The sequence below is a fragment of the Amycolatopsis sp. FU40 genome, assembly GCF_021903635.1.
In the GTDB taxonomy this organism is placed as follows: domain Bacteria; phylum Actinomycetota; class Actinomycetes; order Mycobacteriales; family Pseudonocardiaceae; genus Amycolatopsis; species Amycolatopsis dendrobii.
In genome coordinates this window covers 9,836,241-9,862,173 of record NZ_CP091381.1, presented here as the reverse complement: position 1 = coordinate 9,862,173, position 25,933 = coordinate 9,836,241, and the positions used below count along the sequence as shown (strand labels likewise).

The window sequence follows — 25,933 nt, the reverse complement described above, 5'->3', positions numbered from 1 at the left end:
AGTCAGTGTACGACTGTGCACTCAAACTTCTGGAGGGGTGATGACCGCACTGCTCCCGCGCCGCGTGCGCGGACTCGTCTCGCTCGCCGAGGCGCTGCTCACCCCGCACGGCGCGGACCGGTACCTCGAACTGGTCGACCCGATGCTGGTGCGGCGCGAGATCCGCGGCCGCGTCACCGCCGTGCGGCATCAAACGCCGGACACCGTCACCTTCACGGTGCGGCCGAGCCGGGCGTGGCAGGGCTTCCGCGCCGGCCAGTACGTGCGGATGCAGGTGGAGATCGACGGCGTGCGCCGGACCCGCTGCTACTCGCCGTGCGGCGCGCAAGGCAGCGGCGACCTGGAGTTCACCGTGAAAGCCGACCCGAAGGGCCTGGTGTCGCGGCATCTGCAGAACACCGAGGTCGGCGCGGTGGTCGGTCTTTCGCCCGCAGATGGCGAGTTCACCCTGCCGTCGCCGCGGCCGGACCGGATCGTGCTGATGAGCGGCGGCAGCGGGATCACGCCGGTGCTCGCGATGGCCCGGACGCTCGTCGCCGAGGGACACCCCGGCGAGATCGTGTTCCTGCACTACTCGAACACCCCCGCGGACGCGCTCTACCGGGCAGAACTCGCCGAACTCGCTGCCCGGCACCCGGCGTTCCGCGTGGTCCACGCCCACACCCACGCCCGCCGCGGCGGCGACCTGCACGGCCTGTTCTCCGTCGAGCACCTGGAGAAGGCCGCGCCGTGGTTCCGCGAGGCCGAGACGTTCCTCTGCGGCCCCGCTCCGCTGATGGCCGCCGCCCGTGAACTCTTCGGGAACGAGGGGTTGAGTGCACAACTGCACACCGAAGAGTTCACGGCAGCACCGTTGACCTTCGCCGCGGAGGCCGCCGAAGGCCGGGTGCGCTTCGCCCGCAGCGGCCGGGAGTGCGACAACTCCGGCAAGCCGCTGCTCGAACAGGCCGAGGACGCGGGCCTGACGCCGGAACACGGGTGCCGGATGGGCATCTGCTTCTCCTGCACGCAGCTCAAAACCGCCGGACGCGTCCGCAACGCCCGCACCGGCGAGGTCTCCGGCGAGGAGAACGAAGAAATCCAGCTCTGCGTCAGCGTCCCCGTCGGGGACGTCGAAATCGACGCCTGACCACCGGAGGAAGCATCATGACCGGTCTGCAGGACCGCCTGACCCCCGAACAGGTCGAGGAATTCGGCCGCGAACTCGACGCGCTGCGCCAGCGGATCGTCGACGACCTCGGCGAGGAAGACCTCGAGTACATCCGCAAGATCATCAAGACCCAGCGCGCGCTGGAGGTGACCGGCCGGGGCCTGCTGTTCGCCGGCTTCCTGCCGCCCGCGTGGCTGGCGGGCGTCGCGGCGCTGTCGGCGGCGAAAATCCTGGACAACATGGAGATCGGCCACAACGTGATGCACGGCCAGTACGACTGGACGCGCATCCCGGAGCTGAGCTCGCAGCGGTTCGAATGGGACACCGTCGCGCCGTCGGAGAACTGGCGGCATTCGCACAACTACATCCACCACACGTACACCAACATCGTCGACAAGGACCGCGACGTCGGCTACGGAATCCTGCGGATGGACCCGGCGCAGAAGTGGCATCCGTACTACCTGGGCAACCCGGTGTACGCGACGCTGCTCGCGCTGCTGTTCCAGTGGGGCGTCATGCTGCACGACCTGGAGGTCGACCGGGTGGTGAAGGGCGAGCGAACCTGGGCGGAAAACGTCCCGGTGCTGCGCCGGATCGTCCGCAAGGCCTCGCGCCAAATCGGCAAGGACTACGTCCTGTTCCCGCTGCTCACCGGCCCGCTCGCGCCGCTGACGCTGCTGGGCAACGCGAGCGCCAACCTGGTCCGCAACCTGTGGGCGTTCTCGATCATCTTCTGCGGCCACTTCCCGGCGGACGTCGAGAGCTTCACCGAGGAAGAGACCGAGAACGAAACGCGCGGCCAGTGGTACCTGCGCCAGATCCTGGGCTCCGCGAACATCACCGGCGGCCCGCTGTTCCACATTCTGTCCGGAAACCTCTCGCACCAGATCGAGCACCACCTGTTCCCGGACCTGCCCGCGCGCCGCTACCCGCAGATCGCGGGCGAGGTGCGGGAAATCTGCGAACGCTACGGCCTGCCCTACAACACCGGCCCTCTGCACAAGCAGTTGTGGTCGGTGGCCAAGAAGATCGCGCGGCTGGCCCTCCCCGGAACCCCGGCCCCGCCCGCTACCGTGGACCCCGAACGGCAACTCCGAGCAGCCTGAGGAAGCCCATGGTCGGCCCATTCGAAAGTGGCAAGGACACCGTGCAGGAGCTGACGGAGTCCGCGGCCACCCACATCGGCAACATCGCCACGATAATTACGGGCGCGGTCCGCGACATAGCCCGCGAAACCGGTGACTGGTTCACCGACGTCATCGAAATGCGCGAAGCAGCCCAACGCGCCAAAGAAGACGACGCCCGCCTAGACCAATCCCACGAAACAGACTGACCCGCAGCAAGTGCGTGAGGGGAACCCTGCGGAACTCTGATTCCGTCAGGGTTGCCCTCACGACACTCCACCGGCAGTGAGGGGCCCCTTCCCGGACCGCCGCCCGCCAGCCGGATGCGCCCCAATGCGGCATTGGGTGCATCCCACGCACCGAACGCCACATTGGGTGCATCCGACGCACCCAATGCCACATTGGGGCGCAAGCCCGCCCCAGCCACTAACCGCAGCCGACGCACCCACCCATCGAGGCACCCAGCCCCTCCCCCGCACCCCGATACGAAGCCTCCCTGCGGGCGGCGGGTGCTTGTCAAGGCATCTTTCCCGCCTTGACAAGCACCCGCCGCCCGTCAGCACAATCAAGCTTCGGGGTGCCCCACGCAAGCCCGAGCCAATGTCGCCGCCAGGCGACGAGGTAGGGCTATCCCCCACCCCAACCCACCAGCCACCCCGCTACCCCCGCACGGCACAACCCGGCACACTCACCCCAGTGACCACCACCCCGCCCCGCCCCGCGCGGACCCCAGGTCACCAGATAAACCTCACCGACCTCCGCCGCCTCTGGCCCCCAACCCCTCGCCAGGCCCTCACCGAAGCCGCCTGGACAGCCGCCACCGGCCTCATCCCCCTGCTCTCCGTAATCATCCTCCTGGCGGGAACCACCCTCGGCCTGGCCTTGACTCCGATCTTCCTAGGCCTCCTCATCCTCACCACGGTCCTCAAAACCGCCAAGCTCTTCGGCGGCCTCCACCGCCGCCTGGCCGCGAAACTCCTGAACCTCCCGCTCCCGCCCCCGCCGAGAACCGACCTCAAACCAGGCCTCTGGAACTGGCTGACCGCCCGCCTCTCCGACCGCACAGCCTGGCGATCCGTCGCGTACCTCCTGGTCCGCCTCCCCACCGCGCTGCTGTCTCTCCTGGGCACCGGCACCCTCGGCTTCTACGGCCTGGCCTCCTTCACCTACCCCTTCACCTGGCTCCTCGAGACCAGACCCGGCCACGGCCTCCCGGTCTTCAACATCCAGAGCGACAACTGGATCGGTTCCCTGGCCTGGTGCATCTCCGGCATCCTGATCCTGGCGGTCTGGCCCGCCGTAGTGCACCTCGTCACCGGCGTAGACCGCCTCCTCCTCCGCACCCTGGTCGCCGACCCGGGCCTGCGCGAACGAGTCCGCTTCCTCGAAGAAACCCGCGCCACCGCACTGGACGAAGCAGCGGAACAACTCCGCCGCATCGAACGCGACCTCCACGACGGCGCCCAAGCCCAACTGGTCGCCATGGCCATGAAACTGGGCCTGGCAAAAGAAGAACTGGCCACCGACGTCGTCGACCTCGACCAGATCCGCACCTTGGTCGACGCGGCCCACAGCAACGCCAAACAAGCCCTCACCGAACTACGCGACCTGGCCCGCGGCATCCACCCCGCGGCACTGGACAAGGGCTTGAGCCTCGCACTGTCCACATTGGCCAGCTCTGCCGATTTCTCCGCGACAGTCACCGTGGAACTGAGCCGCCGCCCGCCGCCGTCGCTGGAAACGATCGTCTACTTCGCCGCCGCCGAGCTCATGACCAACACGTCCAAACACGGCGCCGGACGCTGCACAGTCCTGGTCGAAGACCGCGAAGACGTCCTGCGGCTGACCGTAATCGACCACGGCGCAGGCGGTGCCGCGGTCATCCCCGGCGGCGGACTGGCCGGCATCGCCGAACGCCTCCGCCCGGCCGACGGCGAACTGTCCGTCTCAAGCCCGGCAGGCGGCCCGACCGTTGTCACCGCCACGCTCCCGCTGCCCCGCTAAGCTCGGTGAAATGAGGGGGAAATCGTGCGGATCGTGATCGCGGAGGACTCGGCCATCCTGCGCCAGGGTCTCGTCGAATTGCTGGGCCTGCGCGGCCACGAGGTAGCAGCGGCAGTGAAGAACGCCGACGACCTCCGCACCGCCGTCCGCGAGCATCAGCCCGATGTGTCCATTGTGGACATCAGAATGCCGCCGACCCACACCGACGAAGGCTTGCGCGCGGCAATCGACCTCCGCGCCGAACGGCCCGGCTGCGCGATTCTCGTCTTCTCACAGTACGTCGAGACCAATTACGCCAAGCAACTCCTCGCCGGGGAAGCGGGCGCGGTCGGCTACCTGCTGAAGGACCGCGTCGCCGAGGTGTCGGACTTCCTCACCGCGCTGGAACGTGTCGCCGCCGGCGAGACGGTGCTCGATCCGGAAGTCGTCCGCCAGCTGTTCGCGACCACCGGCCAGGCCGGTCCGCTCGCCGAGCTGACGCCGCGCGAACGCGAGATCCTCGGCCTGATGGCGCAGGGCCGGTCGAACTCGGCGATCGCGGCGGAGGCGTTCCTGTCCGCGGGCTCGGTCGAGAAGTACGTGACGAGCATCTTCGGCAAGCTGGGCCTGCCTCCGTCGGACGGGCACAACCGGCGCGTCCTCGCCGTGCTCCGCTATCTCGATTCCTGACGCCTACCCTGGCGGTATGTACTCCACCGAGATCGAGGTGCACACCGGCAACACCGCGGTCGTGCACAACCTGACCCGGGAGGCCGAGAGGTTCCTGCGCGACGCCGACGCCACCGACGGCCTGCTGCACGTGTGGGTGCCGCACGCGACGGCCGGGCTCGCCGTGCTGGAAACCGGCGCGGGCAGCGACGACGACCTCCTCGCCGCGCTCGACGACCTGCTCCCCCGAGACAGCCGCTGGCGCCACCAGCACGGCACTGGCGGTCACGGCCGCGACCACGTGCTTCCGGCGTTCCTGCCGCCGTATGCCACCGTGCCGGTGCTCGGCGGCGTGCTGCTGCTCGGCACCTGGCAGTCGGTGTGCCTGGTGGACACGAACGTCGACAACCCCGTCCGCCGGGTCCGCTTCAGCTACCTCACCGGCTGATCCCGCCGTAGCATCGCTGCCGTGACGGCCATTCGCGCGCACCGGCTGGTGCTCTGGGACATCGACCACACGCTCGTCGACTACACCGGGCTCGGGATCGGCTGGTACGGCGCCGCGCTCTCCGCCGCGACCGGCGCGGAGTTCCGCACGCCCCCGGACTTCGGCGGCCGGACCGAACGCGCGATCACCGCCGACGTGCTGACCCTGCACGGGATCGAACCGGACGAGGACACCATCCAGCGGATGTGGCGGGAGCTGATCGCGGCCGTCGAACGCGCCAGGGAAACCTTGCCCGAGGAAGGCCGGGCACTCGACGGCGCGGCGGCCGTGCTGGCCGACTTCGCCGAGACCGACGGCGTCGTGCAGAGCCTCGTCACCGGAAACCTGCCGGAGATCTCGCTGCACAAGCTCGCCGCGCTCGGTCTCGACGAACATCTCGACCTGGAGATCGGCGGCTACGGTTCGCTTTCGGCTCGCCGCGCGGATCTCGTTCCGCACGCCGTCAAAGCGGCGGAAACGAAGCATGACACGGAATTCCCCGCTGAATCCGTAGTGATTCTCGGGGACACGCCCCACGACATCGAGGCCGCGCTCGAGTACGGCGCGGTGGCGATCGGCGTTGCTACTGGCCGGTTTTCCGCCGGGCAACTGGCCGCCGCCGGAGCGAACCTGGTTTTGCCGGACCTCGCCGACCTCTCCGCGGTCCGCGCGGCGGTGCTCGGAACACCCTGAGGCAAGCGACCGGGATCACTCGTTCGAGCGCATTGGGCGTCAACCCCTGTTCCGGGTCGGATACGCCGCCAATTAGCCGAATGCCAGCCCATTTCCGCTGGTGAGCGTGCTGCCGTACGCCGGGGGTCAGCCTTGGGACCAGGGTCGGGTCCCCCTGGGGTAGCAGTCCCTTAGGGGGAGAAGTAGGTCCGACGGCCGATGACCGCTTAAGATCGCCGCGCCAAACTTTCCCCATGACGATCGCACAGGGGGGAACCGGCCTCACGGCCGGAGAGGCACGCGGACGGCTAGCAGTGCTGTGGCACCGGATTCCGTTCACGACGACCGTCGTGCTCGCCATCTTGATCGTGGGGGTCGCGACTGGTTCGCTGTGGCACGCCGCCGAGCACCAGCACGCTTTCCACTATTACGCCTACGGCCTTCCCTCGCTCGAACACGGCCGCTGGTGGACGCTGTTCACCGGGCCGTTCTACGCTCTGCGCCCGTGGTTCTACCTGCCGATGGCGGGCAGCTTCGCGCTCATGGCCGGATTCGCCGAATGGCACCTCGGCACCCGGCGGGCGATGGCGGTGACCATCGGCGGGCAATTGGTGTCGACGGTCGTGGCGGTGCAGTTCCTCGAGCTTTCCCGCAATTCCGGCTGGGCGTGGGCCGACCGGATCTCCGGCACGCTCGACGTCGGCTTCTCCGGCGGCGCGCTCGCCGCGATCGCCATCACCAGCGCGACCTTGCGCACGCCATGGCGGCTGCGCCTGCGAGCCGGGCTCTGCGTGTACGCCGGGGTAGCGATCGTCTATGTCGGCACGCTCGCCGATCTCGTGCACTTCTTCGCGCTCGTTCTCGCGCTGCCGCTGGGCCGGCGGCTCGCCGGGCCCGCCGCACGCAACGCCAACAAGCCGTCGCTGCGCGAATGGCGGCTGCTCGCGTCGGCCGGTTTGGTGCTGCTGGTCGTCGCCGAAGTGGTGATGTGGCTGGTCCCCGGCGACGGGCCGTTCGGATCGTCGGATTCGATCTCGTTGTCCGGCAACGAACTTCTCCCGCTGTGCATCGTCGCGGTGCCGATCCTCAACGGGCTGCGCCGCGGTTCGCGGTTCGCCTGGCGGTGCGCGATCGCGCTGTGCGTGCTCGCCGCGTCGCAGATGGCGGTGCTGGCCGGGCTCGTCGCGATCACGCAGCTGATCCGCGAGGACTACGACCTCAGCAGCCCGCCGCTGTTCATCGTGGACAATCTGCTGTGGACAGTCGAACTCGTGTTGCTGATCTCGGCCCGGCGCGCGTTCCGCGTGCCCTCGCGGCGCAGGCGGCGCAAACTCTTCCGCGGCGGGCCGGACCCGGCTTTCGCCCGGCTTCTGCTGGGCCGCAACGGCGGCAGCACCATCTCGTGGATGACGACCTGGCCGCAGAACACCTACTTCGTCGCCTCCGACGGCACGTCGTACCTGGCGTACCAGCGGCACGCCGGCGTCGCGGTGGCGCTCGGCGACCCGGTCGCCCCCGACGGGACGAGCGACCGCACGCTGCGGGAGTTCTCCGCGATGTGCGAGAACACCGGGCTCGTGCCGTGCGTCTTCTCCGCGACAGCGGGGACCGTCGCGCAGACCGAGAAGCTGGGCTGGAAGCACGTGCAGGTCGCCGAAGACACGTTGGTGGACTTGGAAAACCTCCAGTTCCGCGGCAAGGCCTGGCAGGACGTGCGGACCGCGCTGAACCGCGCGAAGAAGGACGGGATCGAGTTCCGGCTGGTGCGGCTGGCCGAACAGCCGTGGTCGATTCGCGAACAGGTGCGGGCGCTGTCCGAGGAATGGATCTGCGACAAGGGCCTTCCGGAAATGGGCTTCACGCTCGGCGGCGTGGACCAGGCGATGGACCCGGCGACGCGGGTCGGCCTCGCGGTCGACGCGGACGGCACGGTGCACGGCGTGACGTCGTGGCTGCCGGTGCACACCGGCGACGGCGAGGTCGGCGGCTGGACGCTCGACGTGATGCGCCGCCGCGCGGGCGGTTTCCGGCCGGTGATGGAATTCCTGATCGCCTCGACGTGCCTGGCGTTCCGTGAGGAGGGCGCGAAGTTCGTGTCGCTCTCGGGCGCGCCGCTGGTCCGCAGCAACGACAGCACGCCGCGGCAGATGGTCGACCGGATGCTGGACGCGCTGGGCTCGATGATGGAGCCGTACTACGGATTCCGTTCCCTGCACGCGTTCAAGGCGAAGTTCCAGCCGCGGCACGAGCCGTTGTACCTCGCTTACCGAGACGAGGCCGATCTGCCGCGGATCGGGATCGCGCTCGGCCGCGCGTATCTGCCGAACGCCGGGCTGATGGACTTCGCGAAGCTGGCGCTGCGGCGTCAGCGCGTGGTCGGCGGCGGCGTGGTCGTGGACCGGTCCGCGGCCGGAACGCCGCGGTAACTGTGCAGGATCCGGACGAGGTCGTCCCGGGACGCGGAGCCCGGGCGGCCTTGTTCGGAATACGCGACCAGCACAGCCGACTTTTCGCCGGCGCCGAGCGCGAGCGCCCCGACCAGCACACTCCGCGGCTGGCACGGCGCGTTGCTCGGCACCACGTCGGCGACCACGAGCGTGCCTTCGCGGCTTTCGTTCTCGATCTTGACTTCGGCCTTCTCCGGCGCACCAGGCGTCACCTTCGCGGCCGGAGCGCCTTCGCCGGTGTACGCGCTGACGCCCAGGTCAGCGACGGCCTTGCGGGCGGCTTCAGCGGCGTCGCTGGTCTTCTCGGTGGTGAAGCCAGCGCCGCCGACCTGGCCGACCGGGTCTTCCTTGCAGCTGCCCTTGCCGAGGAACGCGCTGGTGGACAGGTTGATGCCGGGCGATCCAGCGGCCGGGTCCCAGCCGTGCAGCGTGGTCGGAGCCGGTTCCCAGGACCGCGGCACGTCGTACGCGTAGCTGCCGTCTTTGCTCGCCACTGACTGCCATCCCGCGACCACCGGCGGCACGACGACCCGGGGGTCGGGCTGATAGGTGTACGGGGCGCGCGGAGTGTCGTCCGTGCTGGCGGAATGGTGGCTCTTGCCGGAGAAGACGTTGTAGCCGAACACCCCGATCAAGATGACGATCGGGACCGCCTTGACCAGGCGGAGGTTGACCTTGCGGGGCGTGGATCGCCGGAGCTGTGCCGGGGTGAGCGTCTGCCGCATGGGGTCCGGTTCAGCCGGAGTTTCCCGCGGCTGCGGGGCTGGTTCGGACGGCCCCGGCGCCGGGTCGGTTTTCCCGTACCCGGCGCTGGGGAACTTCGGCGCGTCGGACGGCTCGTACCCGCCGAAGCCGCTCAGCGCGGCGTTGTCCCGGTACCCGCCGTCGTCGCGGCGGTTGCGTCCGAACCAGCCCACCGGCTTCAGCCGCGGACGAGCTTCGCGAGGTGGTCGACGACCGAGTCGACGGCGATTTCCTCGCGTTCGCCAGTGCGCCGGTCCTTGACCTCGACCAGCCCGTTCGCGAGGCCGCGGCCGACGACGAGGATCGTCGGGACGCCGACCAGCTCCGCATCGGCGAACTTCACGCCAGGAGTCGCCTTGCGGTCGTCGAGGATGATTTCGAGACCGGCGGCGTCGAGTTCGGCGGCGATCTTCTCCGCGCCCTCGCGCACCGTCTCGTCCTTGCCCGCGATGACCACGTGCACGTCGAACGGCGACACCTCGCGCGGCCACACGAGGCCCTGCTCATCGTGGTTCTGCTCGGCGAGCACGGCGACCAGGCGGGAGACGCCGACGCCGTAGGAGCCCATGGTGATCCGGACCGGCTTGGAGTCCGGGCCGAGCGCGTCGACCTCGAAGGCGTCGGTGTACTTGCGGCCGAGCTGGAAGATGTGCCCGATCTCGATGCCGCGCGCGGCGACGAGCGTGCCGTGCCCGTCCGGCGACGCGTCGCCCTCGCGAACCTCGGCGGCCTCGATCGTGCCGTCCGGGGTGAAGTCGCGGCCGACGACCAGGTCGAGCACGTGGTGGTCGCGCTGGTCGGCGCCGGTCAGCCAGGCCGTGCCCTCGACCACGCGCGGGTCGACGAGGTAGCGGACCCCGTTCTCCTGCAACGCCTTCGGGCCGATGTACCCCTTGACGAGGAACGGGTTCTTCGCGAAGTCGGCTTCTTCGAGCAGTTCCACCTCGGCGGGTTCGAGTGCCGCTTCGAGCCGCTTGAAGTCCACCTCGCGGTCGCCCGGGACGCCGATGCCGAGCAGCTCCCACTCCTTCGTGCCCGGCTGACGCGTCTTGACCAGGACGTTCTTCAGCGTGTCCGCCGCGGTGAACTCGCGGCCGAGCCCGGCGGCGTTGAAGAACGCGACGAGGGTCTCGATGGTCGGCGTGTCCGGCGTGTGGTGGACCTGCGCCTCGGGCAACCCCTCGAGCGGACGGGCGGCGGGCATCGGCGTGACGACGGCTTCGACGTTCGCCGCGTAACCCGATTCGGTGCTGCGGACGAAGGTGTCCTCGCCGTTCTCCGCGACCGCGAGGAATTCCTCGGACGCCGAACCGCCCATCGCGCCGGACGTGGCGGCCACGATGACGTACTCGAGGCCGAGACGGTCGAACAGCTTGATGTAGGCGTCGCGGTGGGCCTGGTAGGAGCGCTCGAGGCCCTCGTCGTCGAGGTCGAAGGAGTACGAGTCCTTCATGACGAACTCGCGCCCGCGCAGGATGCCCGCCCGGGGACGCGCCTCGTCGCGGTACTTGGTCTGGATTTGGTAGAGCGTGACCGGGAAGTCCTTGTAGGAGCTGTACTCCCCCTTCACGGTGAGCGCGAACAGCTCCTCGTGGGTCGGGCCGAGGAGGTAGTCGGCCCCCTTGCGGTCCTTGAGGCGGAAGAGGTTGTCGCCGTACTCGGTCCAGCGGTTCGTGGCCTCGTAGGGTTCGCGGGGCAGCAGCGCGGGGAACTGGATCTCCTGCGCGCCGATCGCGTTCATCTCCTGGCGCACGGTCTCCTCGACGCGGCGCAGCACGCGCAGCCCGAGCGGCAGCCACGAGTAACCACCCGGGGCGACCCGGCGGACGTAGCCGGCGCGCACCAGCAGCCGGTGGCTGGGCACTTCGGCGTCCGCCGGATCCTCGCGCAGCGTGCGGAGGAACAACGACGACATCCTGGTGATCACTGGGGACTCCCTGCGCTGAGCGGGCTTTAGACGTTTCGCACAGAGTAGTCAACCCCCTGGCCGCGACGCATGCGGGTTATCGGCGGCCGCCGTTTTTGTCGGTGGTCGCGGTTAGCGTGCGGGCATGGGTTTGGAGATGGGCATGATCACCGTCGACTGCGCCGAGCCGCAGCGCCTGGCGGAGTTCTGGACGGCGGCGCTGGGCGTTTCGGTGGCCGCGGACTACGGCGAGTTCGTGATGCTGGAGGGCCCGGCGCCGGGCGGGCCCCGGCTGGGGTTGCAGCGGGTGCCGGAGCCCCGGTCCGGGAAGAACCGCGTCCACGTGGACTTCGGAGCGGACGACCGGGAGGCGGAGGTCCGGCGGCTCGTGGGGCTGGGCGCGGTGGAGCTGGGGAAGCATTCGGCGCCCGGGCTGGAGTGGACGGTGCTGGAGGATCCGGAGGGGAACGTGTTCTGCGTGTCGGAGAAGGGGGCGCATTGAGGACGTGATGAGACGTGCCCGGGCTGGGTGACTGCGGCTGGCTCGGGCTGAGGGCGCGCGGAGCGCGGGTGGGGCGGACGGCGACGTACCCCGCTGGACTCGGCCGAGCGGGGTCAGCCGAGCGGGTCAGGTGAGCCGGGTCAGGTGAGCGGCAGAACGTACCCGTAATTCCGCTCAGCCGTCCGATATCCGCACCGCTCGTACACCGCGAGCGCGCGATGGGTGTTGTCCACGTCCACCGACAGCGACGACCTCTCGAAGCCGGCGGCGCGACCGGCTTCGAGGGTGTGGTCGAGCAGGGCGGACGCCAGTCCTCGCCCGCGGGCCTCCGCCACGGTCCCGACGTAGTTGACGTGCAGCTCCCGCACGCCCGTCGCCAGTGCGTCCGCCTCGTAGAACGACGACATCACGAACGCCACCACCCGGTCGCGTTCCGGAGAAAGGAGGAGGAACGACAAGTCCGGCCGGAAGTCCTTGTTGCCGCGGAACCGGTGCTTCCACTCGTCGGCCGAGAGCCACGTGCTGCCCCAGTGACCAGCGAACGCGGCGTTGCGCGCGTCGAGAACCAAGGCGTCGTAGCGCTCCTCGCAGGCGGCCAGCGGAAGGTCGTCCGGGAGCGGCGGGGCGGCAGGCAGCGAGGTCAGGTCCGCACGCATCTCCACGAAGGTGCGCTCCTGCTTGAACCCGCCGCGTTCAAGCAGCGAGAGGTACCACTGCTCGTTCTCGTGCGCGCCGGCGTGGAGTTCGAGCTCCGCGTCCGGGAAGTGCCGGGCGTGGACGCTGCGGGCCGTGCGCACGAGCCACTCGGTCAGCATCGAGGCGACCTCGTCCGTCCGGTACTCCGGGTCGGTCAGCGACGCCACGTGCGGCTGGTGCACCGGCTCGGCGGCGTCACGCGGGATGACCAGTGCGTAGCTCACCAGGCGCGAACCGTCCCACGCTCCGACGCTCGCGCCAGGCAGATCGACCGACGGGCCCGACATCTCCTGGCGCACGTCGCCCTCGTCCCAATGCTCACCGGTCCGGTCGGTTTCCTCCGCGACCGTGCAGAGCCGGGTGACGGCCTCGACGTCGGCGAGCGTGAGCGGGCGCCAGGTGAGTTCCATGCGAGCCAGAGTAAGGAGCGGCACACGGCCGCCGCACCTGGATTACCCGGCGGTTACGCTCCGGGGGTGCTGGTGCTCCTCCCCCCTTCAGAAACCAAGGCCGACGGCGGCAAAGGCGCGCCGCTGGACCTGGACGCCCTGTCGTTCCCCGAGCTGAACCCGGTGCGCGCCAAACTGGCCGACGCCCTCGTGGAACTCGCGGCCGACGTCCCGGCGAGCCTCGCCGCGCTGGGCATCTCCGCGCGCCAAGCGGACGAGGTCACCCGCAACGCCCAGCTCTGGACCTCCCCGACGATGCCCGCCCTGCGCCGCTACACGGGCGTTCTCTACGACGCGCTCGACATCAAGAGCTTCACCCGCGCCGGACTGGCGAAAGCACAACAGCGGCTGGCCGTGACGTCGTCCCTGTTCGGCGTCGTAGCGGCCACCGACCCCATCCCCGCCTACCGCCTCTCCGGCGGCAACACGGTCCCCGCGCTGGGCACCGTACGAGGCCTGTGGAAGCCAGTCCTGGAACCAGTACTGCAGAACGTCGAAGGCCTGCTAGTAGACCTCCGCTCCGGCACGTACGCCGCCTTCGCGAAGCTGCGCGCAGACGCGGTAACCGTCCGGGTAGTAACCGAAGACGCCGACGGCAACCGCACCACAGTGAGCCACTTCAACAAGGCATACAAGGGAAAACTGGCCGCAGTGCTGGCGACCTCGCGCACCGAACCGTCCACTGTGGACCAACTAGTACGCGTAATCGCCAAAGCGGGCCTGGCCGTAGAACAAACCGGCGACCACGCCCTAGAGCTGCTCACTGACTGACCACGCCCCCAACAGCCGCCGACACACCCGCCGCCTGTCAGCACAATCGTGGCTTCGGGGTGGCGGGGGCGACGAGCCGACCGGGAGAACTCAAGAAAACCTCCCCACCCCAAACCCGGCCAGCAGTTCCCCAGGAACATCCGCCCCCAGTACCAGCTCCGCCACCAACTTCCCCGCAAACGGCCCCAACGTAAGCCCCGCCGGCCCAAACCCGGTCGCCAAATACAGCCCGGGCGCCACCTGCCCCAGCAACGGCAGCCCATCCGGAGACAACGGCCGAAACCCCACCCGGGTCTCCACCAGCCCGGCATGCCCCAGCCCCGGCGCGACAGCCAACGCCTGCTCCAGAACCTCCCGCTGCCCAGCCGCGGTCACCCGGTGATCAAACCCGGCCCCGCTCTCCCGCGTAGCCCCCGCGACCACCCGGCCCCCGGGAAACGCCAGCAGGTAATGACTGCTCCGAGGCAACACCACCGGCCAGCCGGCAGTCTCCACCCCAGGCAGATCGAAATGACTGATCTGCCCCCGCTGCGGCACCACCGGCACCGGCACCCCCAGCGCCTCGGCCACCTCCCCCGACCAGGCCCCGGCAGCAAGCACCACCGCGTCCCCCGCCAATTCCTCCGTACCAGCCCGCACTCGCAACCCAGGCTCCAGCGAAGCCTCCGCGGTCACGAACTCAACGCCCCGGTCAATCGCCGCGGAGATCAGCGCACGACGCAGCACCTGCCCGTCCACCCGCCCGGCCCCCGACAGATGGACCGCAGCCAACTCCGGAGCCAACGGCGGAAAAAGCTCCCGAGCCTGTCCCTCGTCAAGCCGCTCAAGAACCCCGGCCTCCGGCGCGTCCGCCACCCGCCCGGCAAGCCGGTCGTAAGCCTCAGTCAGCTCGTCCGCGGAAGCCGACACCACCATCCCGCCGACGACCTCGTACGACGATTCGTGCCCAGCTTCGCTCAGTTCCGCCGCCAAAGCCGGGTAATACCGTCCAGCAGCAGCCGCGAGCGGATAGACGGCGTCGTCCCAGGAAGACGTCCAAGGGCTGACAATCCCGGCGCCCGCGTCGGTCGCCACCCCGGCCCGATCCGCGTCCGCCACGACGACGTCCGCTCCGCGCAGCGCCAGATGGTAAGCCGTCGAAGCCCCGCCGATTCCGCTGCCGATCACGATCACGCGCATGCCTTCACCCTGCCTGTCCGCCGTCGAAACGTCGACCGAGCACCGCCATCGCCGCGTTGTGCCCGGGAATCCCGCTGACCCCGCCGCCGCGGACCGCGCCAGCCCCGCACAGCAACACCCTCTCGTGCGCGGTCTCGACGCCCCAGGTCCCCGCCGTCTCGTCATCGCCGTACGGCCACGACAGGTCGCGGTGGAAGATGTGCCCGCGTGGCAACCCCAGTTCCGTCTCCAGATCCAGCGGCGTTTTGGCTTCGATGCACGGTTTTCCGTCGCCGTCCGGCAGCAGACAGCCCTCGATCGGCTCCGCGAGCACGCTGTCCAGCGACGCCACCGTGGCCCGCAACGCCTCCGCCCGCGCCCCGTCGTTGTCCGCCTCGAACAGCCGGGCAGGCATGTGCAGGCCGAACAACGTCAGCGTCTGCACCCCCGCGGCTCGCTCGGCCGGGCCGAGGATCGACGGATCAGTCAGCGAATGGCAATAGATCTCGCACGGAGGCATCGTCGGGATCCGGCCCGCCGCGGCCTCCCGGTAAGCAGTTTCGAGCTGGGCGAACGATTCGTTGACATGGAAAGTCCCGCCGAACGCGTCGCGCGGATCAACTGCCTCGTCCCGCAACCGAGGCAGTCGGCGCAGCACCATGTTCACCTTCAGCTGCGCGCCTTCCGGCGACTCCGCGGGGTCCTCGCCGAGCAACCGGGCGAGCGTGCGCGGCGCGACATTCGCCAGCACGTGCCCGCCAACCACGACGCGTTCGGTATCGCCTTCGCGGTAACGAACTTCTCCGTCCGGCGTCACCGACAACACCTCGGCGCCGGTGACCAGCGTCGCCCCAGCACGATGGGCGGCGTCGGCGAGCGCACCGGTGACCGCGCCCATTCCGCCGACGGGAACGTCCCAGTCGCCAGTCCCGTTGCCGATGAGGTGATAGAGCAGGCAACGGTTCTGCCGAAGCTGTTCGTCGTCCGCAGCGGCGAAGGTTCCGATCAACGCGTCAGTGAGCACGACCCCGCGCACCACGTCGTCCTCGAACAACTCGCGCAGCGTTTCCCCCGCCGGACGCTCGAAAAACGTCGTCCACGCCTCGTCGTCGCCGATCCGCCGACGCAACTCGGCACGCGTCGGCAACGGCTCGGTCAGCGAATCGAAGGTCGCCTCCGCAACCCGTGCCGCCGAGGCGTAGAACTGTCGCCAGGCCGCGTAGTCCTTTGTGGACCCGGTGACCGCGCGGAACGACGCGCCGGTCCGCTCGTCGTCGCCCGTGTCGACAAGGAGACCTGTCTCGCCGGCCGGGGTGTAGGACGACATCCGCCGCCTCCGCAGCTGGACGGCCAAACCCAGCTCGGCCGCGATCCGCTGGGGCAGCAAGCTGACCAGGTACGAGTAGCGCGAGAGCCGGACGTCCACGCCAGGGAAAGCGCGGAACGAAACCGCCGCGCCGCCGATCTCCGCACGCCGTTCCAGCACCAGCACCGACTGGCCTGCCCGGGCCAGATAGGCAGCGGCGACGAGCCCGTTGTGCCCGCCGCCGACGATCACCGCGTCGTAGTCCACCGCCGCGAGCCTAATGCTTGACCCGGAGCGCGCTCCAGGCTTTAGCGTCGCCGCAGACAGGATCCAGCGCAGAAGGAGCGACCATGACCGACGTCCCGACCCGGAACCTCGGCGGACTGGCGGTTTCCGCACAGGGCTTGGGCTGCATGGGAATGAGCCACGGCTACGGCGCGACCGACGACGCGCAGTCGATCGGGACGCTGCGCCACGCCATCGACCTCGGGGTGAATTTCCTTGACACCTCTGACTTCTACGGCTCCGGCCACAACGAGGAACTGATCGGCCGCGCGATCGCCGACCGCCGCGACGAGGTCGTGCTCGCCACGAAATTCGGCATCGCGAACCGCCTCGGCGAACCGACCCAGGTCCGCGGCGACGCCGCCTACGTGCACCAGTCCTGCGACGCCTCGCTCCGCCGGCTCGGCATCGACCACATCGACCTGTACTACCTGCACCGAGTCGATCCGGACGTGCCGATCGAGGAAACCGTCGGCGCGATGGCGGAGCTGGTTCAAGCCGGAAAAGTCCGCCACCTCGGTCTTTCCGAGGCGAGCGCGCAGACCGTCCGGCGCGCGCACGCGGTCCATCCGATCGCGGCGCTGGAGAGCGAATGGTCCCTGTGGACCCGCGGTCTGGAAGCCGAAATCGTGCCGGCCTGCCGCGAACTGGGCATCGGCATCGTCCCGTTCTCCCCGCTCGGCCGCGGCTTCCTGACCGGCCGCTACCGCACCACCGAAACGATGGCGGACAACGACGTGCGCCGCTACCAGCCCCGCTTCGCCGACGGCAACCTCGACCGGAACCTCGCGATCGTGGCGAAACTGGAGGAACTGGCCGCCGTGAAGGAGGTCACGACCGGCCAGCTGGCACTCGCGTGGGTGCAGGCGCGCGGCGAGGACGTGGTGCCGATCCCGGGCACGCGGCGGAAGCAGTACCTGGAGGAAAACCTCGCAGCCTTGAGCGTAGACCTCACCACCGACGATCTCGCCGCGATCGAAGCCGTAGCCGCACCGGAGAACTTCGCGGGCGAGCGCTACGACGCGGCACACCTCGCGTTCGTCAACGGCTGAGTCTCTGAGGCGGCGCTGGACTCCGGAGAGCTAGCGTCGCCTCAGGTGCTCGCCGAGCGATCGAACGCGTACGGCGAACCGCGCTCTTCCGTGTTGTCTCCGAGCCGGTGCGACCGGGGCCGTCTCCCGCACCGGCTTCTCCCGTCCGAACCTGCCCGCAGCCGGATCCCCCGCCGAGGCGAGACCTGGTCTCAGCCGCTGGCCAACCGGTCCACCACATCGAACGCGCGCGTCAACCGCTCCCGGTGCGACACCCCCAGCTCAGCCAGATCCTCCCCCTCCAGCCGCCGCCGGATCGTCTCCACCGCCACGGTCCGGTAAGCCGCCACCACCAACGCCGCGACCAGCGCCGCGTCCCCGGAAAACCGGGCGTCCGCGCTGAGTTCCGCAGCCAGTTCGGCTTCCATCTCGTACCCGAACGCCCGCAGCCGCGCGATCAGCGCGGGCGACTCCGCGACCGTCCGCATCAGCGGCTCGATGTCGCCGCCCACGCCGGACAGCACATGCCCCTCTTCCTGCAGCGTCAACGCGAGCTGCCGGAGCGCGTCCACCACCTCGCCAGTCCGTTCGCGGACCGCCGACCGCACCAGTTCGATCGCCTCCGGCAGCCGGTCCAGTAGCAGGTCCTCCTTGCGCTCGAAGTGCGAAAACACCGTCACCTTGGACACCCCGGCCGCGGCGGCGACCTCGGCGATCGTGACCTCGTCGAACCCGCGTTCCAGGAACAGCCCGGTCGCGACCTCGGCGATCCGCGCCCGCGTCTTGGCCCCGCCTCGATCGCCGCGATTGGGCATGAGTCCACCCTTCCGTGTTAGGTTTACCTGGTAAGCTTACTCGGTAAGCACACTTGGTTAAGCCGTCGGACAAGGGTAGAGGGGAGAACGACATGGAGCGGACTGAGGTGATCGTCGCGGGGGCCGGGCCCACCGGGCTGTTCCTCGCCGGGGAGCTGGCGCTGCGCGGCGTGGCGGTGACAGTGCTGGACCGGTTGGCGGAGCCGGATCCGACCATCAAGGCCGGATCGGTCAACGTCGCCAGCGCCGAGCTGCTCGACCGGCGCGGTCTGCTGCCCGCGGCGGAGGCGGCGCAGCGGCGGTTCCTCGCGTCGGTCGGCAAATTCGGCCCGACAGTCGAGGCCGCCAAACGAGGCGGCCGCCGGTTCCTCGCCGCCGGGCACTTCGCCGGCTTCCTGTTCGACAACGACCTGATCGACCAGAGCGACCCTGTGCTCGCCGCGCACCGAGCAGTGTCGAACGGCCTCGGCGTGCCGCAGCAGGAAGTCGAGCGGATACTCGGCGAACACTGCGCCACGCTCGGCGTCGACCTCCGGCGCGGCGTCGAAGTACAAGGCGTGCGGGCCACCGACGAGTCCGTGACGGTCGAAACGAGCGCGGGCGAGTTCACCGCGGGCTGGCTCGTCGCGGCCGACGGCGGGCGGAGCGTCATCCGCAAGCGACTCGGCATCGAGTTCGACGGCACAGATCCGGAAATGACCGGCTACCAGGCCATCGCCGATTTCGAAGACGCGAGCGGCCTGCGCCCAGGCTGGACCTGGACCCCGCGCGGGGTCTACGCGTACGGCCCGGTCCCCGGCCGCATCTTCCTCAGCCGCTTCCGCCAGCCGCCGGAAGACCGCGACGCCCCGGTGTCAGTCGAAGAGCTGCAAGAAGCCGTCCGCGACGTCACCGGCGTCCCGGTCGCCATCACCGGAATCCAGGGCCGGGCAACGCGCTTCACCGACAACGCACGCCAGGCTCGGCACTACCGGCACGGCCGCGTCTTCCTGGCCGGCGACGCGGCACACGTCCACTCCCCGCTCGGCGGCCAAGGCCTCAACCTCGGCCTCGGCGACGCGGCGAACCTCGGCTGGAAACTCGCCGCCACCGTTCAGGGCTGGGCGCCGGCAGGACTGCTCGACACCTACGAAACCGAACGCCGCCCGATCGGCGCAGCAGTGCTCGACTGGACCCGTGCCCAAGTCGCCCTCCTGCGCGGCGACGAACGCACCGAACAACTCCGCACCATCGTCGGCGGCGAACTGCTCCGGGTGCCCGCAGCGATGAACCGCATCGTCGCGCTGTCGTCCGGAATCCTGCAGCACTACGACGTCGCCGACGACGCCACCGCCCCGGTCGGCTCGATCGCCGGAGACGTCGACCTGACCTCCGGAACCCGCCTGGCCGACCACGCCCACGACGGCCGCTTCGTACTCATCGACCGCTCCCCCGACAGCCGGTTCACCGTGTCCGGCTTGGACGACCGGCTCGCATACGTGGCCGATCCAGCCGACGAACCGAGCCTCCTCGTCCGCCCGGACGGCGTGATCGTGTGGGCCAGTTCCGGATGCGACGACCAGAAGCTCCTCGACGCCGCGCTCGCACGCTGGGCAGGCGCGAAATGACCAGTCACGCGGCCCGGCCGGCAAGCTGAGCCCCCTGGCCCGCCTGGCCGAAGCAATCACGCGGGCCAGTTCCGGATGCGACAACCAGAAGTCCCGCGACACCATCCGCGCACGCTGGACCGGGCGAAAAGATCAGTCAGGCGGTCCGGCCGACGAGCCAGGCCCTTCGCCCGCCCGGACCGCGGGTACGAGTCGCAGGACCGACGACCCGAAGCTGCTCGACACCACACTCACATGGCAGACGGGCGCGCGAAAGATTAGCCACGCGGTCCGGCCGACCGTCCGTCCAGACGGAGCGATCGCGTGGACAGGTTCCGGAAGCGACAACCAGAAGCCCGTAACTCCGTGCTCGCACGCCAGGCGGGATGCACCCGACAGCCGACGAACCAAACCCCTTGTCCGCCCCGGATCGCGTGATCGCGCAGACGAGTCCGGGAAGACGACCAGAAGCTCCCCAACACCGCACTCACACGATGGGCAGGTACGAGATAGATCAGTCACGCGGTCAGGCCGACCGGTCCACCCAGACGGAGCGACCGCACAGGCAAGGTCCGCACGCTCCCCGGCACCACACCCGCGCGGTGGACGGGCACGAATTAAATCAGTTGCGCGGGTCCGAGGCAGGCGGCAAGGTGGTCGGCGTCCGGCGGGTTGCCGTCGGCTGCCGGAAGCAAGGGAGGTGCGTCGTGGAGTTTGTCCGGGCGCTGTCCTGCCCTCTTCCGCCCGCCCGCCTCGGCTAGAGCACGCGCTCGCCCGGTGGGCACCCTGATCTAGGAGAACCCACCAGTGCGCGAGCACGATTTCGACGAATTTTCCGACGCCTCCGATTACACCGACCGCCGGATGCGCCGCCGCCCCCGCTACGACGACGGGCCCGCCCCCGCTCGCCGGGGACGGCTCACCGAAGCCGAGCGAGTCCGCCTCGCCCAGCTTCGCGAAGACGCCTACACCGAAACCGCACTGCCCGACGGCGCCGACCGATGGACCAACTGGGACGACGCCGACCAAGGTCCGCATCCGCGGCCCGATTGGGTGGTCACCGAACTCGCCGCGGTCGACACCGACCTCGGCGTGCTCAAGACCGGCAAGGAAGCGGACGTGCATCTGCTGCGCCGCAACCTTCCCGGAGACGACGGAGTTCTGCTGGCAGCCAAGCGATACCGCTCAGACGAGCACAAACTGTTCCACCGCGACGCGGGCTATCTCGAGGGCAGGCGGATGCGCCGGTCCCGCGAAATGCGGGCGATGGCCGGACGGACCTCGTTCGGCCGCAACCTGATCGCCGAACAGTGGGCGGTGGCGGAGTTCGCCGTCCTCAGTCGCTTGTGGACGATCGGCGCGCCGGTGCCGTATCCGGTGCAGCGGCACGGCACCGAGATCCTGCTGGAGTTCCTCGGCGAATCCGATGGCACCGCCGCGCCGCGGCTGGCGCAGCTGCGGCCCGGGCCGGACGAGTTGGCCGACCTGTGGGAGCAGGCCGTGTCGGCGCTGGAACTCCTGGCGGGGCAAGGACTCGCGCACGGCGACCTTTCCGCGTACAACCTCCTGGTGCACGAAGGCCACCTGATGGTGATCGACCTGCCCCAGGCGGTCGACGTGATCGCGAACCCGCGCGGCCGGGAATTCCTCGCCCGCGACGTCGCGAATCTCGCCGGCTGGTTCCACAGCCGCGGCCTGTCCGAACAGGTCACCGGCACCGATGACCTGGTGCGGGAACTGGAAAACGCGGCCGGTCTCGGCTGAGGCTCGCAGCGGGGCCGCGGGTGTGCGACAGGCCACACCTGCGACCCCGCCCACAACCGCGCACCTGGGTGCGGGGCAACCGCGATCTCTCAGGTAGAGTGTGTCAAGACCGCAACGGCGGCGTGGATGAGTTGGTGTCCGTCGCCTCCACAGTCCGCAGAAGGACTCGCGGCCATCCGAAGCAATTTCCGTCGGTGTGCCACGCCATGGCTCGGCGCACCGGGTCCGTCCCTGTGAACGCCCATCGCCACACCATCTTGCCCTGCCTGCGCGCGGGCAGCCCGGGCCTCCCTTGCGACGTGCCACGTCCGAGAGGCATTTGTGACAGTCACGTACGAACCCGGCCAGTCCTCCCGCTCCCGCGGGGACCGCCCCGAGCGCAAGCCGAGGCACCGGCCGGCCGGTGGAGACGTTCTCCACGACGACACGGTGGAAACCCCCGCCGTGAAGACCTTCGCCCAGCTGGGCCTGCCCGAGCCGCTGCTGCGGGCGCTCGCCGAGGCGGGCATCGACGCTCCGTTCCCCATCCAGTCCGCGACCATCCCGGACGCGCTGGCCGGCCGCGACGTGCTGGGCCGCGCCCAGACCGGCTCCGGCAAGACGCTGGCCTTCGGCCTGGCGATCCTGGCCCGGCTCGACGGCGGCAAGGCCCGCCCGAAGCGCCCCCGCGCGCTCGTGCTGGTGCCGACCCGCGAGCTGGCCATGCAGGTGGCCGACTCGCTGACCCCGCTCGCCAAGTCCCTCGGCCTGTGGTGCCGCACCGCGGTCGGCGGCATGTCCTTCGGCCGCCAGGCGGAATCGCTCGCCCGCGGCGTCGACCTGCTGATCGCCACCCCGGGACGGCTGTCGGACCACGTCCGCCAGGGCACCGCCTCGCTCGGCGACTGCAACTTCATCGCGCTCGACGAGGCCGACCAGATGGCCGACATGGGCTTCATGCCGCAGGTCCGCGAGATCATGGACCTCACCCCTCCCGGCGGGCAGCGGCTGCTGTTCTCCGCGACGCTCGACGGCGACGTCGACAAGCTGGTCCGGCAGTACCTGGCCGACCCGGTCACGCACTCGGTCGCGCCGTCGACCGCGAGCGTCACCACCATGGACCACCACCTGTTCCAGGTTTCGCACTCCGACAAGCAGGAGATCGTCACCCGGATCGGCGCCCGCGAGGGCCGCACGATCATGTTCGTGCGCACCAAGCACCACGTGGACCGGCTCACCGAGCGGCTGCGCGAGAGCGGCGTGCACGCGGTCGCCCTGCACGGCGGCAAGACCCAGGGGCAGCGCAACCGCGTCCTCGCCGACTTCAAGGAAGGCCACGCGGCGGTCCTGGTGGCCACCGATGTCGCCGCGCGCGGCATCCACGTCGACGACATCTCCCTGGTGCTGCACGTCGACCCGGCCGCGGACCACAAGGACTACCTGCACCGCGCGGGCCGCACCGCGCGGGCGGGCGCGTCCGGCATCGTCGTCACCCTGGTGACGCACGACCAGCGGCGCACCGTCCGCCGGATGACCGACCGGGCCGGCGTGCGCGCCGAGACCACGATGATCCGCGCGCACGACGAGGACCTGTCGCGCATCACCGGCGCCCGCGAGCCGAGCGGCGAGCCGGTCGTGGAGCGTCGCCGGGAATCCCCGCGCCGCTCCGGCGGCCGCGGCTTCGGCGGCGACCGCGGCGGCTTCCGAGGCTCGCGCGAGGGCGGCGGCTACCGCGGCGGACGCGAAGGCGGCCGCGGCGGCTATGGCGGCTCTCGCGAAGACCGCGGCGGTTACGGCTCGCGCGAGGACCGCGGTCCCCGCGAAGGCGGCTACAACCGCGGCTCGTACGAAGGCCGTGGCTCCCGCGAAGGCGGCTACGCCCGCGAAGGTGGCTACGGCTCCCGCGAGAACCGCGGCGGTGGCGGTTACAGCCGCAGCCGCCAGCAGTCCCGCTCCGGCAGCGGCGGCTTCGGCCGCCCGCAGCGCCCGAGCCGCGGCCCGCGCCGCGGCCACGACGCCTGATCGATCCCTGGAGAACGGCCCCGCTTCGGCGGGGCCGTTCTTCGTTTCCGGGCAGGTTTCGCCTGCTGAGCCGGGTCGCGCACCGCAGCAGCCGGACCTGGGTTCGCCCTCGAGCCGCGGCGTCGCCGCACCTCGACAGCCCAACGGTCGGGGACCCGACGCAGCGACCACCGCCGAGCAGGAGCCTCACACACCAGCCCGCGCCCCGACACTGCGGCCGTCGCCGACGATCTCGTCCACCGCACCACCTCCTGCCAGCCCCACCCCAGCACAGCGGCCCTCGCCGACGATCTCGTCCACCGCACCACCTCCCGCCAGCCCCACCCCAGCACAGCGGCCGCAACCGAACAGATGCCTCGCGTGCCAGCTGGCCCCGCGCCCCGAAGGCCGCGCCCCGGCACAGCAGCCGCCGGGGGGCAGATCTCGCTCACCGGACCGCGCTCCCCAGCCCACCCTGAGTGGAGCGTCCAGGCGCAGAGATCGTCACCGAGCAGGTGCCTCGCGCGGCAGCCAGCCCACGCCCAGACAAAGCAGCCGCCGACCACGAGTCGTCGCGTGCCGGACCACGCTCCGCCAGCCCGCACCCGGCACAGCGACCATCGCCGAGCACGCGCCCCGCACCCGAGCCACACCCCGGCCGTGCCCGCCAAGAGGCCGCCCCAGCCAGGCCCGAGCCCGCCGCACCAGCCTCTTTCCGTTGCCCCGCCCCGCTTCCCGGTCCTGCCGAGGCGGGGGTGGGAAACGCGGCACCCGGCCGGATGCGACACTGCCTCCGTGACTGACACTCCGCCGCTGCCGCCTGAGAACGTCTTCGACTGGCTTGAAGCCGAAGGCCAGCGGCGCGCGGAGGCCGGTCTCTCCCGGCGGATGAACCCGCGGCCCGCGCAGCACTCGACGCTCGACCTCGCGGGCAACGACTACCTCGGCCTCGCCCGCGACAAGCGCGTCGCCGGGGCAGCCGCCGCGGCCGCGTTGCGGTGGGGAGCTGGGGCTACCGGATCGCGGCTGCTCACCGGGTCCACCGAGCTCCACGCGGAACTCGAACACGAGCTTGCCCGCTTCTGCGGAGCCCAGGCCGCGCTCGTTTTCTCTTCCGGGTTCACCGCCAACCTCGGCGCGGTGACCGCGCTCTCCGGGTCCGAGTCGGCGATCGTCACCGACAAGTACGTTCACACGTCGCTGGTCGAAGGCTGCCGGCTGTCGCGCGCGGACATCGCGGCCGTCGAGCACTCGACGCCGTCGGCGATCAAACACGCGTTGGATACCCGGCGCAAACCGCGCGCGATCGTGGTCACTGATTCGGTGTTCTCCGCTGACGGCGAACTCGCGCCGTTGGGCGAACTCGCCGAAATTTGCCGTGCGCACAGCGCTGCGCTGGTCGTCAACGACGCGCACGGTTTCGGTGTCCTCGGCGAAGGCGGCCGGGGTGCGGTGCACGCCGCGGGATTGTCGTCTGCGCCGGACGTCGTCACTACGCTCACGCTTTCCAACGCCCTCGGCGCACAAGGCGGCGCGGTGGTCGGTCCACGCCGTGTGATCCGGCACCTCGTCGACACGGCGCGCAGCTTCATCTTCGACACGGCCCTCGCCCCGGCCAGCGCCGCTGCCGCGCTGACGGCGTTGCAGGTGCTCAAGTCTGAACCGGAGCTGCCGGCGAAGGTCATCGAGAACGCCGGGAACCTCGCGATGGGACTGAAGAACGCCGGGCTGCCGGTCGATCTCCCGGAGGCTGCCGTGGTCGCGGTGCGGACGCAGTCGCCGCAGGCGGCGACTGCGTGGACGGAAGCCTGTGCGGAGCAAGGGATCCAGGTCGGCTGCTTCCGGCCGCCCGCCGTGCCGGACGGCGTTTCCCGGCTGCGGCTCACCGTCCGCGCGGACTTGTCCGAGGCGGACGTCGACCGTGCGGTGAAGGTGATCGCGGCGACCGCGCCCCGCGGTTAAGCCGGGCGGCGCATGGTGATGTGCGGGATTCCGTCCTCGAGGTATTCCTCGCCCTCAGCCACGAAACCGAACTGCGCGTAGAGCTTCTGCGCATAGGTTTGCGCGTCCAGCACGAATTCGCCGGTGGCACCATCCAGCGCGGCCGCCATCAGCTGCGCTGCCAAACCCTGGCCGCGCGCGGACTTCGCCGTCACCACCCGGCCGATCCGCCGTCCGCCGCTCGGCTCGGCCAGGACGCGCAGGCACGCGAGGACCTCGGTGCCGGAAGCCAGCCACAAATGCTCCGTCTCCGGAAGCAGATCGAGCCCGTCGATGTCGGCATACACGCAGTCTTGTTCCACCACGAACACGTCCGACCGCAGCCGGAGGATCGCGTACAGGTCGGCAGCGGCGAGGTCGGGCCCGGCGGCGCGGTGCAGAGTCGTCACATCGCCTTGCTTAACACA

Annotated in this window: 22 protein-coding genes; 15 read left to right on the top strand and 7 right to left on the bottom strand. The window is 70.1% G+C overall.

What is annotated here, in order from left to right; translation table 11 throughout:
- Positions 1-40 precede the first annotated feature (40 nt).
- From L3Q65_RS46905 to L3Q65_RS46870, 8 genes are all read left to right on the top strand, one after another.
- Complete coding sequence (locus L3Q65_RS46905) at positions 41-1,129, top strand: ferredoxin reductase (RefSeq protein ID WP_182896668.1); 1,089 nt, start codon at positions 41-43, stop codon at positions 1,127-1,129.
- A gap of 17 nt (positions 1,130-1,146) precedes the next feature.
- Positions 1,147-2,256, top strand: coding sequence for an acyl-CoA desaturase (locus L3Q65_RS46900; protein ID WP_182896667.1), 1,110 nt, complete (start codon positions 1,147-1,149; stop codon positions 2,254-2,256).
- 8 nt (positions 2,257-2,264) lie between these two features.
- On the top strand, positions 2,265-2,483 hold the full coding sequence (locus L3Q65_RS46895) for a hypothetical protein (RefSeq protein ID WP_182896666.1): 219 nt from the start codon (positions 2,265-2,267) through the stop codon (positions 2,481-2,483).
- A 487-nt stretch (positions 2,484-2,970) separates the two neighbouring features.
- Positions 2,971-4,278, top strand: a complete 1,308-nt coding sequence (locus L3Q65_RS46890; protein WP_237598575.1) for a sensor histidine kinase — start codon at positions 2,971-2,973, stop codon at positions 4,276-4,278.
- A 24-nt stretch (positions 4,279-4,302) separates the two neighbouring features.
- Positions 4,303-4,947: a response regulator transcription factor gene (locus tag L3Q65_RS46885; RefSeq protein ID WP_237598574.1), complete on the top strand. Its 645-nt coding sequence runs from the start codon at positions 4,303-4,305 to the stop codon at positions 4,945-4,947.
- 16 nt (positions 4,948-4,963) lie between these two features.
- Positions 4,964-5,374: a YjbQ family protein gene (locus tag L3Q65_RS46880; RefSeq protein ID WP_237598573.1), complete on the top strand. Its 411-nt coding sequence runs from the start codon at positions 4,964-4,966 to the stop codon at positions 5,372-5,374.
- Positions 5,375-5,404: 30 nt separating this feature from the next.
- Positions 5,405-6,106, top strand: coding sequence for a haloacid dehalogenase-like hydrolase (locus tag L3Q65_RS46875; RefSeq protein ID WP_304504594.1), 702 nt, complete (start codon positions 5,405-5,407; stop codon positions 6,104-6,106).
- A 233-nt stretch (positions 6,107-6,339) separates the two neighbouring features.
- Positions 6,340-8,511 carry a bifunctional lysylphosphatidylglycerol flippase/synthetase MprF gene (locus L3Q65_RS46870; RefSeq protein WP_182896661.1) on the top strand — a complete coding sequence of 724 codons (2,172 nt, stop codon included), beginning with the start codon at positions 6,340-6,342 and terminating at the stop codon, positions 8,509-8,511.
- Here L3Q65_RS46870 and L3Q65_RS46865 read toward each other — a convergent pair.
- Together L3Q65_RS46865 and L3Q65_RS46860 are read right to left on the bottom strand one after the other, a co-directional pair.
- On the bottom strand, positions 8,451-9,449 hold the full coding sequence (locus L3Q65_RS46865) for a hypothetical protein (protein ID WP_237598571.1): 999 nt from the start codon (positions 9,447-9,449) through the stop codon (positions 8,451-8,453). The genes L3Q65_RS46870 and L3Q65_RS46865 overlap by 61 nt on opposite strands.
- Positions 9,450-9,454: 5 nt before the next feature.
- On the bottom strand, positions 9,455-11,203 hold the full coding sequence (locus L3Q65_RS46860) for a proline--tRNA ligase (RefSeq protein ID WP_237598570.1): 1,749 nt from the start codon (positions 11,201-11,203) through the stop codon (positions 9,455-9,457).
- A gap of 124 nt (positions 11,204-11,327) precedes the next feature.
- On the opposite strand from L3Q65_RS46860, the gene L3Q65_RS46855 reads away from it, so the two are divergent.
- Positions 11,328-11,684 carry a VOC family protein gene (locus L3Q65_RS46855; RefSeq protein WP_182896658.1) on the top strand — a complete coding sequence of 119 codons (357 nt, stop codon included), beginning with the start codon at positions 11,328-11,330 and terminating at the stop codon, positions 11,682-11,684.
- Positions 11,685-11,824: 140 nt separating this feature from the next.
- Here L3Q65_RS46855 and L3Q65_RS46850 read toward each other — a convergent pair whose 3' ends face one another.
- Complete coding sequence (locus L3Q65_RS46850) at positions 11,825-12,790, bottom strand: GNAT family N-acetyltransferase (protein WP_237598569.1); 966 nt, start codon at positions 12,788-12,790, stop codon at positions 11,825-11,827.
- A 66-nt stretch (positions 12,791-12,856) separates the two neighbouring features.
- On the opposite strand from L3Q65_RS46850, the gene yaaA reads away from it, so the two are divergent.
- Positions 12,857-13,600, top strand: coding sequence for a peroxide stress protein YaaA (yaaA, locus tag L3Q65_RS46845; protein WP_237598568.1), 744 nt, complete (start codon positions 12,857-12,859; stop codon positions 13,598-13,600).
- A gap of 90 nt (positions 13,601-13,690) precedes the next feature.
- Here yaaA and L3Q65_RS46840 read toward each other — a convergent pair whose 3' ends face one another.
- Together L3Q65_RS46840 and L3Q65_RS46835 are read right to left on the bottom strand one after the other, a co-directional pair.
- Positions 13,691-14,779 (bottom strand): FAD-binding oxidoreductase, encoded by a 1,089-nt coding sequence (locus L3Q65_RS46840; protein ID WP_237598567.1) that lies wholly within the window; start codon positions 14,777-14,779, stop codon positions 13,691-13,693.
- A 4-nt stretch (positions 14,780-14,783) separates the two neighbouring features.
- Positions 14,784-16,331: an NAD(P)/FAD-dependent oxidoreductase gene (locus tag L3Q65_RS46835; RefSeq protein WP_237598566.1), complete on the bottom strand. Its 1,548-nt coding sequence runs from the start codon at positions 16,329-16,331 to the stop codon at positions 14,784-14,786.
- 83 nt (positions 16,332-16,414) lie between these two features.
- On the opposite strand from L3Q65_RS46835, the gene L3Q65_RS46830 reads away from it, so the two are divergent.
- Positions 16,415-17,401 carry an aldo/keto reductase gene (locus L3Q65_RS46830; RefSeq protein WP_182896653.1) on the top strand — a complete coding sequence of 329 codons (987 nt, stop codon included), beginning with the start codon at positions 16,415-16,417 and terminating at the stop codon, positions 17,399-17,401.
- A gap of 191 nt (positions 17,402-17,592) precedes the next feature.
- On the opposite strand, the gene L3Q65_RS46825 is transcribed toward L3Q65_RS46830, so the two are convergent.
- A complete protein-coding gene (locus tag L3Q65_RS46825) occupies positions 17,593-18,195 on the bottom strand; it encodes a TetR/AcrR family transcriptional regulator (protein WP_182896652.1) in 603 nt (200 codons plus the stop codon).
- Between the two features lie 92 nt (positions 18,196-18,287).
- Here L3Q65_RS46825 and L3Q65_RS46820 point away from each other — a divergent pair, with 92 nt between their 5' ends.
- From L3Q65_RS46820 to L3Q65_RS46805, 4 genes are all read left to right on the top strand, one after another.
- Entirely contained in the window at positions 18,288-19,802 is a 1,515-nt protein-coding gene (locus tag L3Q65_RS46820) for an FAD-dependent monooxygenase (RefSeq protein WP_237598565.1), read from the top strand.
- 786 nt (positions 19,803-20,588) lie between these two features.
- Complete coding sequence (locus L3Q65_RS46815; protein WP_237598564.1) at positions 20,589-21,545, top strand: serine protein kinase RIO; 957 nt, start codon at positions 20,589-20,591, stop codon at positions 21,543-21,545.
- 321 nt (positions 21,546-21,866) lie between these two features.
- Positions 21,867-23,546 carry a DEAD/DEAH box helicase gene (locus L3Q65_RS46810; RefSeq protein ID WP_370648164.1) on the top strand — a complete coding sequence of 560 codons (1,680 nt, stop codon included), beginning with the start codon at positions 21,867-21,869 and terminating at the stop codon, positions 23,544-23,546.
- 774 nt (positions 23,547-24,320) lie between these two features.
- Positions 24,321-25,487 carry an 8-amino-7-oxononanoate synthase gene (locus L3Q65_RS46805; protein ID WP_237598562.1) on the top strand — a complete coding sequence of 389 codons (1,167 nt, stop codon included), beginning with the start codon at positions 24,321-24,323 and terminating at the stop codon, positions 25,485-25,487.
- Here L3Q65_RS46805 and L3Q65_RS46800 read toward each other — a convergent pair.
- Entirely contained in the window at positions 25,484-25,915 is a 432-nt protein-coding gene (locus L3Q65_RS46800; protein WP_237598561.1) for a GNAT family N-acetyltransferase, read from the bottom strand. The genes L3Q65_RS46805 and L3Q65_RS46800 overlap by 4 nt on opposite strands.
- Positions 25,916-25,933 lie beyond the last annotated feature (18 nt).